The sequence below is a fragment of the Neobacillus sp. PS3-40 genome (assembly GCF_030915485.1).
Taxonomy (GTDB): domain Bacteria; phylum Bacillota; class Bacilli; order Bacillales; family Cytobacillaceae; genus JAUZPL01.
On the sequence record NZ_CP133266.1, the window covers coordinates 1,666,404 to 1,681,840 of the forward strand.

At 37.1% G+C, this 15,437-nt stretch carries 13 protein-coding genes and 2 riboswitches; all 13 genes read right to left on the reverse strand.

Going from position 1 to position 15,437, the window contains the following annotated elements; translation table 11 throughout:
• Positions 1-97: 97 nt before the first annotated feature.
• A complete protein-coding gene (locus RCG20_RS08480) occupies positions 98-685 on the reverse strand; it encodes a hypothetical protein (RefSeq protein WP_308183790.1) in 588 nt (195 codons plus the stop codon).
• Between the two features lie 1,151 nt (positions 686-1,836).
• On the reverse strand, positions 1,837-3,234 hold the full coding sequence (gene sufB / locus RCG20_RS08490; RefSeq protein ID WP_308183791.1) for a Fe-S cluster assembly protein SufB: 1,398 nt from the start codon (positions 3,232-3,234) through the stop codon (positions 1,837-1,839).
• A 161-nt stretch (positions 3,235-3,395) separates the two neighbouring features.
• Complete coding sequence (gene sufU, locus RCG20_RS08495; protein WP_308183792.1) at positions 3,396-3,830, reverse strand: Fe-S cluster assembly sulfur transfer protein SufU; 435 nt, start codon at positions 3,828-3,830, stop codon at positions 3,396-3,398.
• Complete coding sequence (locus tag RCG20_RS08500; RefSeq protein ID WP_308183793.1) at positions 3,820-5,049, reverse strand: cysteine desulfurase; 1,230 nt, start codon at positions 5,047-5,049, stop codon at positions 3,820-3,822. Before RCG20_RS08500 ends, sufU begins: the two co-directional genes overlap by 11 nt.
• Positions 5,049-6,359, reverse strand: coding sequence for a Fe-S cluster assembly protein SufD (gene sufD, locus RCG20_RS08505; RefSeq protein ID WP_308183794.1), 1,311 nt, complete (start codon positions 6,357-6,359; stop codon positions 5,049-5,051). The genes RCG20_RS08500 and sufD overlap by 1 nt, the downstream gene beginning before the upstream one ends.
• A 17-nt stretch (positions 6,360-6,376) precedes the next feature.
• Positions 6,377-7,162 (reverse strand): Fe-S cluster assembly ATPase SufC, encoded by a 786-nt coding sequence (gene sufC, locus RCG20_RS08510; protein WP_308183796.1) that lies wholly within the window; start codon positions 7,160-7,162, stop codon positions 6,377-6,379.
• A gap of 314 nt (positions 7,163-7,476) precedes the next feature.
• Entirely contained in the window at positions 7,477-8,313 is an 837-nt protein-coding gene (gene metQ, locus RCG20_RS08515) for a methionine ABC transporter substrate-binding lipoprotein MetQ (RefSeq protein ID WP_308183797.1), read from the reverse strand.
• A gap of 14 nt (positions 8,314-8,327) precedes the next feature.
• On the reverse strand, positions 8,328-8,957 hold the full coding sequence (locus RCG20_RS08520) for a methionine ABC transporter permease (RefSeq protein ID WP_308184312.1): 630 nt from the start codon (positions 8,955-8,957) through the stop codon (positions 8,328-8,330).
• Positions 8,958-8,988: 31 nt separating this feature from the next.
• The gene (locus RCG20_RS08525) at positions 8,989-10,014 is read right to left on the reverse strand and encodes a methionine ABC transporter ATP-binding protein (RefSeq protein WP_308183798.1); all 1,026 of its coding nucleotides are present in this window, start codon (positions 10,012-10,014) and stop codon (positions 8,989-8,991) included.
• 271 nt (positions 10,015-10,285) lie between these two features.
• Positions 10,286-10,396, reverse strand: a riboswitch (SAM riboswitch).
• A gap of 127 nt (positions 10,397-10,523) precedes the next feature.
• Positions 10,524-11,840, reverse strand: coding sequence for an O-acetylhomoserine aminocarboxypropyltransferase/cysteine synthase family protein (locus RCG20_RS08530; protein ID WP_308183799.1), 1,317 nt, complete (start codon positions 11,838-11,840; stop codon positions 10,524-10,526).
• A 67-nt stretch (positions 11,841-11,907) separates the two neighbouring features.
• A riboswitch (SAM riboswitch) is annotated at positions 11,908-12,010 on the reverse strand.
• Positions 12,011-12,054: 44 nt separating this feature from the next.
• The gene (locus RCG20_RS08535) at positions 12,055-12,447 is read right to left on the reverse strand and encodes a hypothetical protein (protein WP_308183800.1); all 393 of its coding nucleotides are present in this window, start codon (positions 12,445-12,447) and stop codon (positions 12,055-12,057) included.
• A 141-nt stretch (positions 12,448-12,588) separates the two neighbouring features.
• On the reverse strand, positions 12,589-13,854 hold the full coding sequence (locus tag RCG20_RS08540; RefSeq protein ID WP_308183801.1) for an MFS transporter: 1,266 nt from the start codon (positions 13,852-13,854) through the stop codon (positions 12,589-12,591).
• 678 nt (positions 13,855-14,532) lie between these two features.
• Positions 14,533-15,096: a hypothetical protein gene (locus tag RCG20_RS08545; protein ID WP_308183802.1), complete on the reverse strand. Its 564-nt coding sequence runs from the start codon at positions 15,094-15,096 to the stop codon at positions 14,533-14,535.
• Positions 15,097-15,437: the final 341 nt, after the last annotated feature.

Sequence of the window (15,437 nt, forward strand, 5' to 3'; positions counted from 1 at the left end):
AGCAACATGTTCCACTTTCCCGCTACGCGATGGACAGTTTTCGCCACTGATTTTTCTGCATGCACCACCTCATGGGCCACGTTTTTGGCTGTATGTTCTATCGATTTTTCCACGCCTTTAGCAACATGTTCCACTTTCCCGCTACGCGATGGACAGTTTTCGCCACTGATTTTTCTGCATGCGCCACCTCATGGGCCACGTTTTTGGCTGTGTGTTCTATTGATTTTTCCACGCCTTTAGCAGCATGTTCCACTTTCCCTGCTACACGATGGGCGGTTTTCGCCACTGATTTTTCTGCATGCGCCACCTTATGGGCCACGTTTTTGGCTGTATGTTCTACTGTTTTTTCTACTTTCTTGGCAGCATGTTCCACTTGTTTTTCAACATGATGAACTGTTTTAGCAACAGATTTTTCAGCATGAGCTACTTCATGTGCCACATTCTTAGCTGTATGTTCTACACTTTTTTCCGCTGAATGAAATGCATGCTTAGCTTCTTTACTAACCTTAACTGTGTCGTGAGCAACAGCTTTAGCTGTGTGCTCCACTTGTTTTTCGACATGATGGACGGCTTTTGCCACTGACTTTTCTGCATGGGCTACCTCATGTGCAGCCTTTTTGGCTGTGTGTTCTACACTCCTTTCTACTGAATGAAATGCATGACCTATTGAACTAAAAACAGACAAGACTTCTTCCTCCCCCTAGAATTAAAGTTGGATGGGAATTGAATATTATTACTCAATATCCAATAGTATCCAATATTATTATCAGGTTTATCTTGTTTTCTTCTTAGTCATTTATTAAAAAATGGGTATAAAGTAGTGTATTTACTTTTTCATTGTTGCTAAGTTTTACAGAATTAGTGTTGAATGTTAACCAACCAGCCACATTAATGTCCAAAAAAGTACACTCTATAAAATAAATATTAATGAGATAACAAACTCTAAATTTGCCTAATAAGATATGAATATGAAATTCCCCCCACCCTGTTGTCTCTCAAATAAAAAAGATCAATTTCTGTATATTTAAGAGTTGATAGTAGAAAGAAAGAAAAGCCCCGCAAAAATTTTACTCTCCACAGGGCTTTCCAATATTTAAATCGAGTAAGTGGGACGAGGGACCTGTCCCTTCGTCCCACACATTGCATATAATACACTTGCAGTTGAACAAACAGCATTTTTTATTTTAACGTATGAGATTCATAACTAACACTATTCTACTTGGGAATCCGATGTAAGAAAAAGACAACACAGCTTACGGAGCATTAAGGTGGACGGATCTTAATGGAGACAAAATTACGATTGAACGGCAGACAAGAAGAGATGATAGCAACAATGTAACCCTAACTACATTAAAAAATCATCCTCTTACCGAATGATTTCATTAGAAGGTTGGATCCCATGAGGAACTGTTACCGTTATTAAAGTAATTTAAAATTAAACAAAAGGAATTTATTCTAGGTAATAAAAGCTTCAGAAAAAATGAGGACACATTATTTTTCAAAACTATAACGGCCATTATTTAACCCCTTCTACAGTTCGAGATTATTGTAAAAAAGCTGGTGTTGAATATAAAGGTACACAGGGGTTTAGACACACTCATGCAGTATTGCTGCTTGAATCTGGTGCAAGCATAAAATTCTTCTTGCAACGTCCTGGCTATAAAACGATAAAAACAACACCTGACACCTATCTCGATATAGCCGAAAAAAATAGAAGAAGACGAACTCAAAAAGTTCGCCTTCTACACTAAACATAAAATCTGAATCGGCACGCTTAGCTTATTGCATATTATTAAATCGCTCAGAAATGTTGCTGAAACAACGTTTTTGGGCGGTTTAACCGATGGAACCTTCCATCTCGAACTTGATCAGGCGGTTCATTTCAACAGCATATTCCATTGGCAATTCTTTTGTAAATGGCTCAATAAAGCCCATAACAATCATTTCTGTTGCTTCAGTTTCAGAAATACCACGGCTCATCAAATAGAAGAGCTGCTCTTCTGACACTTTAGAAACCTTTGCTTCATGTTCAAGCGAAATATTATCATTTAAGATTTCATTATACGGAATCGTATCTGATGTAGATTTATTATCCATGATGAGCGTATCACATTCGATGTTTGAACGTGCCCCGTCCGCTTTTCGTCCAAAATGCACCAATCCACGGTACGTTACTTTACCACCATGTTTGGAGATTGATTTTGAGACAATTGTGGATGAAGTATTTGGAGCCAAATGAACCATTTTTGCTCCTGCATCCTGATGTTGACCATTGCCTGCAATTGCAATCGATAAAGTCATACCACGAGCACCTTCACCTTTTAAAATTACGGCAGGATACTTCATCGTTAATTTTGAACCAATATTTCCATCAATCCATTCCATTGTTGCGTTTGCTTCACAAACTGCACGTTTGGTAACAAGATTGTAGACATTATTTGCCCAGTTTTGAATTGTTGTGTAGCGGCAGTAGCCACCCTTTTTAATGATAATTTCAACAACGGCACTATGTAGAGAGTTCGTTGTATAAACAGGAGCCGTACATCCTTCTACATAATGAACGTGTGCGCCTTCATCAACAATAATTAATGTCCGTTCAAATTGTCCCATATTTTCAGAGTTAATACGGAAATACGCCTGTAATGGAGTATCCACTTTAACTCCTTTTGGAACATAAATGAATGAACCACCAGACCATACTGCAGAATTTAGTGCAGAGAACTTGTTATCAGTTGGTGGAATTGTTTTTCCAAAGTGTTCACGGAAAATATCTTCATTTTCTCTTAGGGCAGAATCCGTATCTTTAAATACGATACCTAATTCTTCAAGTTCCACCTTCATATTATGGTAAACAACCTCTGATTCGTACTGGGCAGAAACACCAGCAAGATATTTTTGCTCAGCTTCTGGAATCCCAAGCTTATCAAATGTCGCTTTAATCTCTTCAGGGACTTCATCCCAATTTTTCTCAGATTTTTCAGACGGCTTGACATAATAAGTAATTTCATCGAAATTTAATGATGCCATATCGCCGCCCCATTGTGGCATTGGCATACTATAGAAATGATCCAATGATTTTAAACGAAAATCAAGCATCCACTGCGGCTCTTTTTTCATTTTTGAAATTTCTTCAACGATTTCACGTGTCAAACCGCGTTTTGATCGGAAAATGGAAACGTCTTTATCGGAAAATCCATATTTATAATCACCGATTTCCGGCATTTTTTTCGCCATCGTGTTTTCCTCCTTTACGTAATAGAAACCGCAACAAGCCTTTGGAAAAAGCAATGCTTGTTCCCGCTGATACCTTTTAGAAGCCGCCCTTAAGGTTTAAACCCCAAAATGAAAGGCTCGCTGACTCTTGTCAACACATGTACGTAGTTTCTATTTTTATTTTATTCCTCTTCCTTCAGCCCTTTTTCCATTGCCTTCCATGCCAATGTGGCACACTTTATTCTGGCTGGGAATTTAGAAACACCCTGAAGTGCCTCAATATCGCCTAAGTCCAAGTCGTCGTCATACTCATTACCCTGCATCATATCAGAAAAAACCTTCGAAAGCTTTATGGCATCTTCCACATTTTTCCCTTTTATTGCTTGGGTCATCATTGAAGCAGATGACATCGAAATCGAACAACCTTCCCCCTCAAACTTTGCATCCGTTACCACTCCATCTTTGACGTTCATCGTCAATTGAATGCGGTCACCACAAGTGGGGTTATTCATATTCACAGTTAGACTACCATCTTCTAAAATCCCTTTATTGCGGGGATTTTTATAATGATCCATAATAACCCGACGGTAGAGCATATCTAAATTATTAGAAGACATCGCTAAAATACTCCTTCGTTTTGATAAGCCCACGTACAAGCTTATCAATATCCTCTTCTGTATTGTAAAGGTAAAAGCTAGCTCTAGCTGTTGCTGAAACTTTTAGCCATTTCATCAGCGGCTGTGCACAATGATGACCTGCCCTTACGGCAATTCCCTCTGCATCTAGTACAGTTGCTACATCATGTGGGTGAACATCATCGATATTAAATGTAATTAGTCCTGCCCGACTAGCAGGATCTTTTGGACCATAAATGGTCATTCCTTCAACTACTGAAAGTTTATCAAATGCATAGGCAGAAAGCTGGTGTTCATGATCAGCAATCGTATCTAAGCCTATCTCATTTAAAAAGTCGATAGCAGCACCAAGGCCAATTGCTCCGGCAATGATAGGTGTACCAGCTTCAAATTTCCAAGGAAGTTCTTTCCAGGTTGACTCGTATAATTGTACAAAATCAATCATTTCTCCACCAAATTCAACCGGTTCCATCTTTTCAAGAAGATGTTTTTTTCCATATAAAACACCAATTCCAGTTGGTCCACACATTTTATGTCCAGAGAAAGCAAGGAAATCACAATCTAAGTCTTGTACGTCAATTTTCATATGTGGCGTACTTTGTGCACCGTCAACAACCATCACAGCTCCATTTTCATGGGCAATTTTCGCAATTTCTTTGACAGGATTGATCACACCAAGCACGTTAGAAACCTGCATGATTGAAACAATTTTTGTATTGGAGGTGATCGTAGCACGAGCATCTTCAAGCGAAATTGATCCATCCTCTTGGAGTGGAATGTATTTCAATGTAGCACCAGTCCGTTTCGCAACTTGTTGCCACGGAATGATATTACTATGGTGCTCCATATAGGTGATAACAATTTCATCACCTTCTTTTAAAGTTGCTACTCCATAGCTTACCGCTATCGTATTTAAAGAAGTCGTCGTTCCTCTTGTAAAAATAACTTCTTGTGTAGATTTTGCATTGATAAATTTACGAACTTTTTCACGTGCACCTTCAAAGGCATCGGTTGCTCTAGTTCCTAACGTATGAACACCACGATGGACGTTTGAATTATCTAGTCGGTAATAATTTTCTAATGCTTCAATGACTTGGATAGGCTTTTGAGATGTTGCTGAACTATCAAGATAGACAAGTGGTTGTCCATTCACTTCCTGGTTAAGGATTGGGAATAGTTGACGAATATCTTTTATATCCATTAGCGAACTTTCCTTTCGATCACTTCGGTTAATTGCTTTTTAACACCTTCAATAGGAAGTTGGTTAACTACTGGCGCAAGGAAACCATGGATGATAAGGCGTTCTGCCTCTTCTTTTCGAATACCACGACTCATCAAGTAGTAAAGCTGTACAGGATCAACTCGACCTATAGTTGTAGCATGGCCTGCCATTACATCGTCTTCATCGATTAACAGCATTGGGTTGGCATCCCCACGGGCTTTTTCACTAAGCATTAATACATGTGATTCTTGGTTTGCATTTGATTTTATTGCACCATGTTCAATTTTACCAATTCCATTAAAAATAGAGGTAGCGCTGTCTTTCATTACACCATGCTTCAAAATGTAACCTTCTGTGTACCTACCATAATGGACAACTTTTGTCGTAAAGTTTTGTATTTGATCGCCACGACCCACTACAACTGTTTTCGTATCCCCAAATGATCCGTCGCCAAGAAGATTGGTTGTATTATCCGAGATCGTGTTTCCATCATTCATGAGGCCTAAAGCCCATTCAATTCGAGCGTCTTTTGCACAAATTCCACGGCGGTTTACATAAGTGGTAATACCTTTTGCAAGCGTGTCAACTGCACCGTACTTAACCTTTGCATTAGCACTTGCAATTACCTCAGTTATGATATTGAATACGTTATTTGTAGACTCTACAGTTGAAATATAATTTTCCACATATGTGACAGCACTATTTTCTTCAGCAACAACAATTACATGATTAAATAGGTTTGTTTCTGCATTATCATGGATATAAATAGCTTGAATAGGCTGTTTAACTTCGACATTCTTTGGAACATATAAAAATGCTCCTCCGTTTAGAAGTGCTGCATTTAGCGCTGTTAATCGATGCTCATCAGCGTTGGTCACTTGAGTCATCAAGTATTTTTGAAGTAGATCACCATGTTCGCGAGCAGCTGTAAAAATGTCTGTAAAAATGACACCTTTTTCTTTTAAGTCTTCAGACAAAGTTAAAAAGGCGGGTGTTTGATTTCGTTGGATATATAAATTTTTATTTTCAGCCTCTATATCAATTAATGCCTCTATTTCTGTTGGCAATTGTGCAAGTGAAGCAAACACTTCACTTTTGACAATATGGCTGTTAATTTGAGTAAAGTTCCATTTATCAATTTTCGTTTTATCTGGTCTTGGTAGTGGCAATGTATCTACATTGCTTAAAGCTTTTAGGCGGAATGCTTCAAGCCAAGCTGGTTCGCCCATTTCCTTCGAAAAGGAGCTAACAAAATCCACATTAAATGGTAGTTTCGTTTCCGTTGTCATTATGATCCTCCTAACGCTTATCCTTCTTGCCCTACTGTTTCATCTTCAATTCCAAGTTCTTGCTTGATCCAGTCATATCCTTCTGCTTCTAAACGTTGTACAAGTTCAGATCCACCAGACTTAACAACTCGACCTTGCATCATTACATGAACATAGTCAGGAGTAATATAATCAAGAAGGCGTTGATAGTGTGTTATGACCATGCAGCCAAAGTCTTCACCGCGCATTTCGTTAATACCCTTCGATACAACTTTCAACGCATCAATATCTAATCCAGAGTCAATCTCATCCAAAATAGCAATCCTTGGCTTTAATAACATAAGTTGTAGAATTTCATTGCGTTTTTTCTCGCCACCAGAGAAGCCTTCATTCAGATATCGTTGTGCCATATCAAGATCCATTTCAAGATATTCCATTTTTGCATCCATTTGACGGATAAATTTCATAAGAGAAATTTCATTGCCTTCTCCTAGACGGCTATTTATGGCTGAACGTAAAAAGTCGGCATTTGTTACCCCATTAATTTCACTAGGGTATTGCATAGCTAAAAATAGGCCAGCTCTTGCTCGCTCGTCAACAGCCATTTCTAATACATTCTCTCCATCTAAGGTAATGCTTCCGCTTGTTACTTCATATTTTGGATGACCCATAATCGCAGAAGATAAAGTAGATTTACCAGTACCATTTGGCCCCATTATTGCATGGATTTCTCCACCCTTTATTTCAAGGTTTACACCCTTTAAAATTTCTTTCCCATCAATTGCCACATGAAGATCCTTAATCGTCAATGTTGAACCAGCCATATTTATACCTCCGCTACATAAAGAAAATTTAAGTTTTTTATATCCTATAAACTATGGATCGTAATTCTATTTCTCAATCTATTCTCACTCTATTCTCATTACAATCTTATATCAAATGAAATCTATTAGCAACAGTAAAACAGTGATAAAGGTCACAAAAATTTGTTGCGGATTTTTGCGTACCTTTCGTTAATATCAGAACTTGACTATACACCAATATTTTTTCCTAGGTGGACTGTTTCAATGTACATTTATAAAAGGAAAAAGCCAGTGAAAACTGTCACTGGCTTTTCGCAATTCTTCTATATTATATATTATTCAGAAACTGGTACTACTGCACCTTTGTATTTTTCAAGAATGAAATCTTGAATTTTTTTAGAATGAAGTACTTCTACAAGCGTTTTGATTTCCTTTTTGTTTTCGTCACCCTTACGAACGGCAATAATATTTACATATGGTGAATTCTTATCTTCAATTGCAATTGAGTCTTTAATTGGATTTAAACCTGCATCAATAGCGTAGTTAGAGTTAATTAATACGGCATCGCCTTCACCATTGTTATAAATTTGTGGTAAAAGGGAAGCTTCATATTTAGTATCAAACTTAAGGTTTTTGGAATTTTCAACTACATCATTAAGTGTTGCAGTCGTTTTGTCGATACCTTCTTTTAACTTAATTAAACCTTCTTTTTCAAGCAATGATAATAAACGTCCATGGTCAGCTACAGAGTTGCTCATAATCAAATGTGCACCTTTAGGAAGGTCCTTTAAATTGTGATATTTTTTAGAATAAACACCAATTGGCTCAATATGGATACCGCCTGCATTTACAAAATCATATCCATTTTCTTTAATTTGTGATTTTAAATAAGGGATATGTTGGAAATAGTTTGCATCTAATTCCTTTGATTCTAAAGCTTTGTTAGGCAAAACATAATCTTGGAATTTCTTAATGACTAGGTCGATTCCTTTATCTTTTAAAATTGGCTTTGCTTCTTCCAAAATTTCAGCATGTGGGACATTGGATGCACCAACCACTAATTTTGTTAACCCGTCTTTTTTGCCTCCATCAGACTTGTCATTAGAACTTCCACAAGCTGCTAATACAAATGCAAGTGATAATGATAAAATAACCCCTAACCATCTTTTCATATTAATCTCTCCTTTTATCTTTTATCTAATTTTGAAGTGATAAAATCACCAATAAACTGAAGAACAAATACAATAATTAAAATAATAATTGTCGCAATTAACGTTACATCGCCTTGATTTCTTTGAAACCCTTCAAGGTAGGCAAGGTCCCCGAGTCCACCTGCGCCAATAACACCTGCCATCGCTGTATAACCAACAAGGGCAATGGCTGTCACGGTAATTCCCGAAACAAGAGCGGGCATGGATTCTGGAAGCAAAACCTTCCATATAATAGTACCCGTTGTTGCACCCATCGACTTAGCTGCTTCAATAACTCCTTTGTCTATTTCTCTAAGACCAATCTCAACCATCCGAGCATAAAATGGTGCTGCCCCAATAATAAGTGCAGGGAGTGCTGCATTTTCACCAATCATTGTGTGGACTAAGAATTTTGTGAATGGTATTAATAAAACAATTAGGATAATAAATGGAATGGACCTAAATACATTTACTACAGCACTTATAACAGTATTAATTGGTCTGTTTTCCCACAAATTCCCTTTAGTAGTAAGGAATAATAATAAACCAAGTAAAGTTCCTATAATAAAGGTAGAAAGAACAGAAATCCCTGTCATATATAAGGTTTCCTTTGTTGCCTCCCACATAGCGATCCAATCAATATTTTGGAAGTATTGATTATTCACTTGTAACCACCTCCACCCCTACCTGCTGCGAACGAAGAAATTCGACTGCCTTATTTCCTTCTTCCGTATCGCCATCAAGATGAATAAAGAGGGTACCATATGAACCATTTTGCGTTTGGGAAATCTTCCCCTGTAAAATATTCACCGAAACATTAAAATTACGGATAAGACTTGTAATTACTGGTTGCTCTGCGGCTTCACCAATAAAGGTTAACTGGACAATCTGACCTGAATGGTATCGTTCAACTAAATGATCGACTGTTTCTTTTGTTTCTTCCGGCTCAGTTACCTGTTGCACGAATCTTTTGGTAATCGGCTGCTGTGGATTTTTAAAGACATCCAATACTGGGCCAAGCTCAACAATTTTCCCATTCTCCATTACTGCAACCCGATGAGAAATTTTTCGAATAACATGCATTTCATGTGTGATTAACACAATCGTTAATCCTAACCTTTTGTTTATATCAACCAATAAATCCAATATTGAATCAGTTGTTTGTGGATCTAGGGCTGAAGTAGCTTCATCGCAAAGTAACACTTTCGGGTTATTTGCGAGAGCACGAGCAATACCAACTCGTTGCTTTTGGCCGCCACTCAATTGCGCGGGATAGGCATTTTCTCTTCCTTCAAGACCAACGAGCTTAATTAATTCATTTACCCTTTTTTGTCTTTCAATTCCTTTAATTCCAGCGATCTCTAATGGAAAAGAAATATTTTCACTTACTGTTCGGGACCATAAAAGGTTAAAGTGCTGAAAGATCATACTTATTTGTTGGCGCGCTTTCCTAAGCTCGCTTCCTTTAATTTTAGAAACAACCCTCCCGGCTACTGTAACAGAACCTTCGGTTGGAAGTTCTAATCCATTGAGCATTCTTATTAGTGTGCTTTTTCCAGCACCACTATATCCAATAACTCCGAATATCTCACCTTCTTCTATTTCTAAATTAACATCGTCAACTGCTTTTAATTGACCTTGCTTTGAAGGAAAGATCTTTCGAACATTTTGTATAGAAATCATTAAATCACCTGCTTTTTATCCAATTTTCCCGAAATCACATGGTTATTTGTGGAATTTCGATTACGATAGTACTTTTAAATATAGGGTTTGACTCTTTTTGTAAAATCATTCCTTTAGCTAAAGAAAACTCGTCGATTGGCGAGCCCCTAAGGGCGATGATTAGACGTATTTGCACTTATGCGCTAGCAGAATTTATGGATATAAATTCTGATTAGCTAAATAAAAATGCCTTTCTGCACGGGGGCAGAAAGGCATAATCATACAAACCTTTCTCCCATCTCCCAAAGCATACGCTTTGTGTGAATTGGCACCATTTCAATAAATAAATATTGACGGTTGCCGGGTTTCATCGGGCACATCCCTCCACCACTCTTGATAAGAGCTATCGCAAATCCTATATTCAATTAACGCTTTAAATGATTCAATTATTTATAAATTACAAAAGTTATCGTATCATGGATAAAAAAAGGTGTCAACGATATTTTCCTAAATATTTTTTATGGTAATAATTATAATTTGGCCACTAAAGATGTTAAGCCTGTTGCTATTTCAATAGCTGATTCCAAATCCTCAATTAAATCATCTGCATTCTCGATACCGATAGACAGTCGAATTAAATCCTCAGTTACACCTGAAGCTTTTAGACCTTCAGCATCTAATTGTTGGTGGGTTGTACTCGCCGGGTGGATAATTAAACTTTTTGCATCGCCAACATTGGCAACATGTGCCCATAGAGAAATGGAATCAATTAATTTAGCTCCTGCATCTCTTCCCCCTTTTATACCAAAAACAACAATTGATCCTGCCCCTTTTGGAAGGTATTTCTCAGCTAATTGTGAATCAGGATGTGTTGAGTGACCAGGATACGAAACCCATTCAACTGCAGGGTGATTTAAAAGATACTCAACAACCTTTACTGTATTTGCAACATGCTCCTTCATCCTGACATGTAAGGTTTCAAGCCCAACTACAAACTGAAATGCATTTTGCGGGCTTAATGCAGGACCAAGATCACGCAATAGTTGGACACGTGCTTTCACAATATATGCTGCTGCACCAATAGCATCCGCGTAAACGATATCATGATAGCTTGGATCTGTCTCTGTTAAACCAGGAAATTTAGGTGAATTCCAATCGAAATTTCCTCCATCAACAATGATTCCGCCCATTGAAGTCCCATTTCCTAAAAGCCATTTAGTTGCGGAATGAATAACAATATCTGCCCCATGCTCAATTGGTCTGCATAAATAAGGGGTCGCAAATGTATTATCAATAATTAACGGAATCCCTGCTTCATGAGCAATATCAGCAACTTTTTCAATATCCAAAACTCGTAGACTTGGATTTCCAATTGTTTCTGCAAAGACTGCTTTTGTTTTTTCAGTAATCGCCTCGCGGATATTTTCAGGATCCTCAGGATTCACGAGTTTTACATTTATCCCATACTTCGGGAGTGTAACAGCAAATAAATTATACGTTCCACCATAAAGATTCGAACCAGCAACAATTTCATCTCCAGCTTGAGCGATGTTTAATATGGCTAAAGTTATAGCAGCCATACCACTCGCAACAGCAAGTGCTCCAACTCCACCTTCAAGCAATGCGACTCTTTCTTCAAAAACAGTCACTGTCGGGTTATGAATTCGTGTATAAATATAGCCAGGCTCCTTTAATCCAAACAGATTTGCAGCATGTTCTGTATTTTTAAATTGGTACGCATTGTTTTGATATATCGGGACAGCCCGGGCACCTGTAACAGGATCTGGCGACAATCCACCATGTACACCGATTGTTTCAAAACGATATTTTTTTTGCTCGACTCCCATTTTCTCTCCTCCACTAGACATTCCATAAAGTATAAAACCCCCACTTCATTAAGAAGAGGGGGTTCTCTTCTTATCTTCCAGAGCAAAAAAGCTCTGCTGGAATTAGCACCGTGTTTTAAACCGGTTGCTGGGCATCGTAGGGCCAGTCCCTCCGCCTCTCTTGATAAGAGTCACTATTGAATTGTCATTATTAATTGAATATTTAAACAACATATTAAACCAAAGTTTGATTTGAGTCAATATATTTTTTAAAACTATTTTCATCATTTCTCTTTTCAGCTTTCGTCAAATAGAAAATGGATTCCAGTAATAAAATCGTTCGAAAAGGGGCATAGATCTTTAGCAATCCCCTATTCAGAAGAATTCTCAGCTTTTCATTTCCTTTTAGCAATGTTTTAATAGTCTCAATCTCTCCTGATATTTTGCATGTATTTATTTCTTCGTCTTCATCTTCGATCATAAGCAACTCACCATTTGTAATCGCAAGTAACAAGCTCATATTTCCTGACACAAGTCTTACCGAAAGGAAATCAATAGTATTAATTAATTGTAAAACATGGTTTCGTTCCTTTATTGTCATAATAAAGTTTTGTACGGATTCCATCATTTTTACCACTCCGGTTTTTTTGCCTATATCAACATATTCCTTTACTGAACAAAAAAATCCTTTAAGTTTTATTCGACAAATTCTTTTACTTCATACAAACAATTACATTTTTTTCTACATTTCCCGAGAAATATGTCATATTTAGACTGTTTTAGCTGGAGCAGTTTTATTTTTAGAAATAGAGATGCCCTTAAATACAATATAAAAATAAAGGGACCCTATTAAATACAATGATGCAGTTATCGAAAAAACATAAGAATAGCCCCAATATGAGCCATATTTAACAACGATTCCTGTTGAGACTGGACCCATAAACGCCCATCCTAGGTTAAAAATCATTTGGTTTATTGAATTCGCAAGCCCTTTCATAGAATCATTTACTTTTGACATCATGAGTGACATTTGAATAGGGTTTCCTGCATTCATCAATGCTTGCCGAAAAAGAAAGCCTATTATTGCTAGCCATAAATGTTCTGTGTAGGCAGTCAACAGAAGAAAAGGCAATGAAAAAAGTTGAAGTGTAACAACTGCCTTCACTTCCCCAACCCTTTTTACAATGAGCGGACCAATGAACATGGCTACAGCAGTCGCTGCTTGGCCTAGAGAAATAATGATCCCAATAGAAGAGGTAGAAGCTTTGAAACGGTCAGCAAAATAAAGGTTCAAGTATGGAATAACAAGACCTGATCCAAAGCCAATTAAAAGGTTTGCAACCGCAAATAATATGATGATTTTAATTCCTTCACTTTTCCAATTCCACTTTGGACCTATGGTGGTTTTTCTGCGTTCTGGAAGTTTTCTTTGATGCTCTTTAAACTTAGTGACAGGGATAGCACCAATTAAAAATATAAAGGTTCCAATGATCAAAGTCAGACGAATACTATTCAAGTCACTTACAAATAACGAAAATAGATCAGTTAGGATACCCCCCAATAAATTCCCCACTACATTTGCAGCGGTCATCATAGCAAAATGTATGCTAAATAAATTGACACGCTGTTCGGAGGTTGAATTTTCAGCAAGCCAGGGTATACTTGATACTTGAAAAAACGCCATCGCTAATCCACCAATAAAGGAGAGGGCAATTAATTGATCTTGTTGGTCAATAATGCTTCTCGCAAATAGGGTTATTCCCGAAAAAATAATTCCTAAAAATATAACCTTTTTTCTCCCAAATCGATCACTCGCCAAGCCCGCTGGTATCAAAATTATAGCTGTTGCTAATGATCCCATTGCAATAACCCTGCCATTTACTGCTTCGGTGAACCCAAGATTTCTAATATAAAAATTATAAATGACCATGAAAATTCCCATTCCGATTTGGGTGAAAATATTCATCATAAAACTTAACTTAATATTACGATTAAATGTCCGAAATTGAGCTTTCCAGTCATGGTAAAATGCCATTAGTTTCGCTCCTTAAAATACTTCGCATCCCTAAATATCATAATACATCTCGGAATTTTTTGTAAATAGAGAAATTTTGAACTTTTTTATATAAGTAAATTTAGTGAATTTGACATACCTTCCAAAATTAAGTATGAAAGGAGACATAACGTCTATTCCACGCACAAAAGGAGCTCCAGAAAGCCAATGAAAACTGACTTTTTGGAGCTCCTTTCTTTTTTTAGTCTCTGATAATTGGGTGTGTTGATTTCCACTTCAGGCGCTTCGCTTTCCGCGGGCGTTGCGGGGAGCCTCCTCGTCGCTTACGCTCCTGCGGGGTCTCCCCTGCCCCGTACTCCCGCAGGAGTCTGCGCGCCTTCCGTTCCAATCAACACAGTGTAATAATCAATCATGCACTTTAACATAGCCTTTTAATAAATGCATATAATAATCGTCCGTAATCGATATAAGAAAAAGCCAACAAAATTATTAACTGGTTCCGTTTCCTATCACAAAACGTGAATTTACAATAAAAAATGTACGGTAAAATGTATATTAATTTGCACTGCTTTTGCGGTGCATTTTGTTTATAAAAAATAGCCAAGCCTTATACGAACTAAGCTATACACCTTATTTATTTTGCAGGGGATTGAACTAAAGCTATCCGTTAATGAAAAACAAAGCCATTACTTAATTGCCTTATCTCAAAATATGCGACAAGCCGTTGTCATTCACGTATTGAAATCCCACGATTTTCCCTTCTTCCTTTTCCTTTGTAGAAAAGACGACTTCACCTTCTACACTTGCAGTTTTTTCTTCTTCTCCATTTTTCTGATATCCGACCTTTGCTATGAAGGTATAACGATATGAAATTTTCTCTTGCTCCATCGTGATATTCTTAAGACTTAACTTATATCCATTAAAGTAGGCAAGAGTTTGGTATGAAGTACCACCATATGCTGCAATGAAGGTCTCAATCCTAGAAAAATCTGCAAAGTAACGTCCGTATACTTCAGCTAAATATTTATCTGCCTCTTGGTTCTCTGCTTTCTTATTCACAACAGACCTATATTTAGGATTCCATAATAGATCCACTAACTTCTCATCCGGACCAGTAAACTCTTGCTCAAGAACTTTTTTAATTGCTGTTCTATGCTGGTCTTCCGCTACTGTTTGAGAACAAGAAGCTATTAAAAATCCTAACATTATCATCATTAAACTTAAAAAAATAATGGATTTTGTTTTGTTATTATTTTTTGACATTACAACATACCCCCTTTTAATGGTAATACGTTTGTAATACATTTTATGTTTCAGATTATTAAGTTTTCCTTCAACTAACCGTAGCTTAAGGACATTTTTTCATATTTTTTATTTATCTTAACATAAGTATCCATTAATATTTCATGTTCAACATCCAGTCTAATCAATTTTTGTAAGTCTATTTGTATATCAAAATGCTGGTGAAATTGTAGGGGTACAACAGCTAGTGCACCCTTACAAATTGGTGTACATTTTCCCATACAAATTTTAGAGTGAATTTCCGTGCAAACCGCTATACGCCAATAAAGAAATGAGTGCAAATTCATATACAATTTGACACT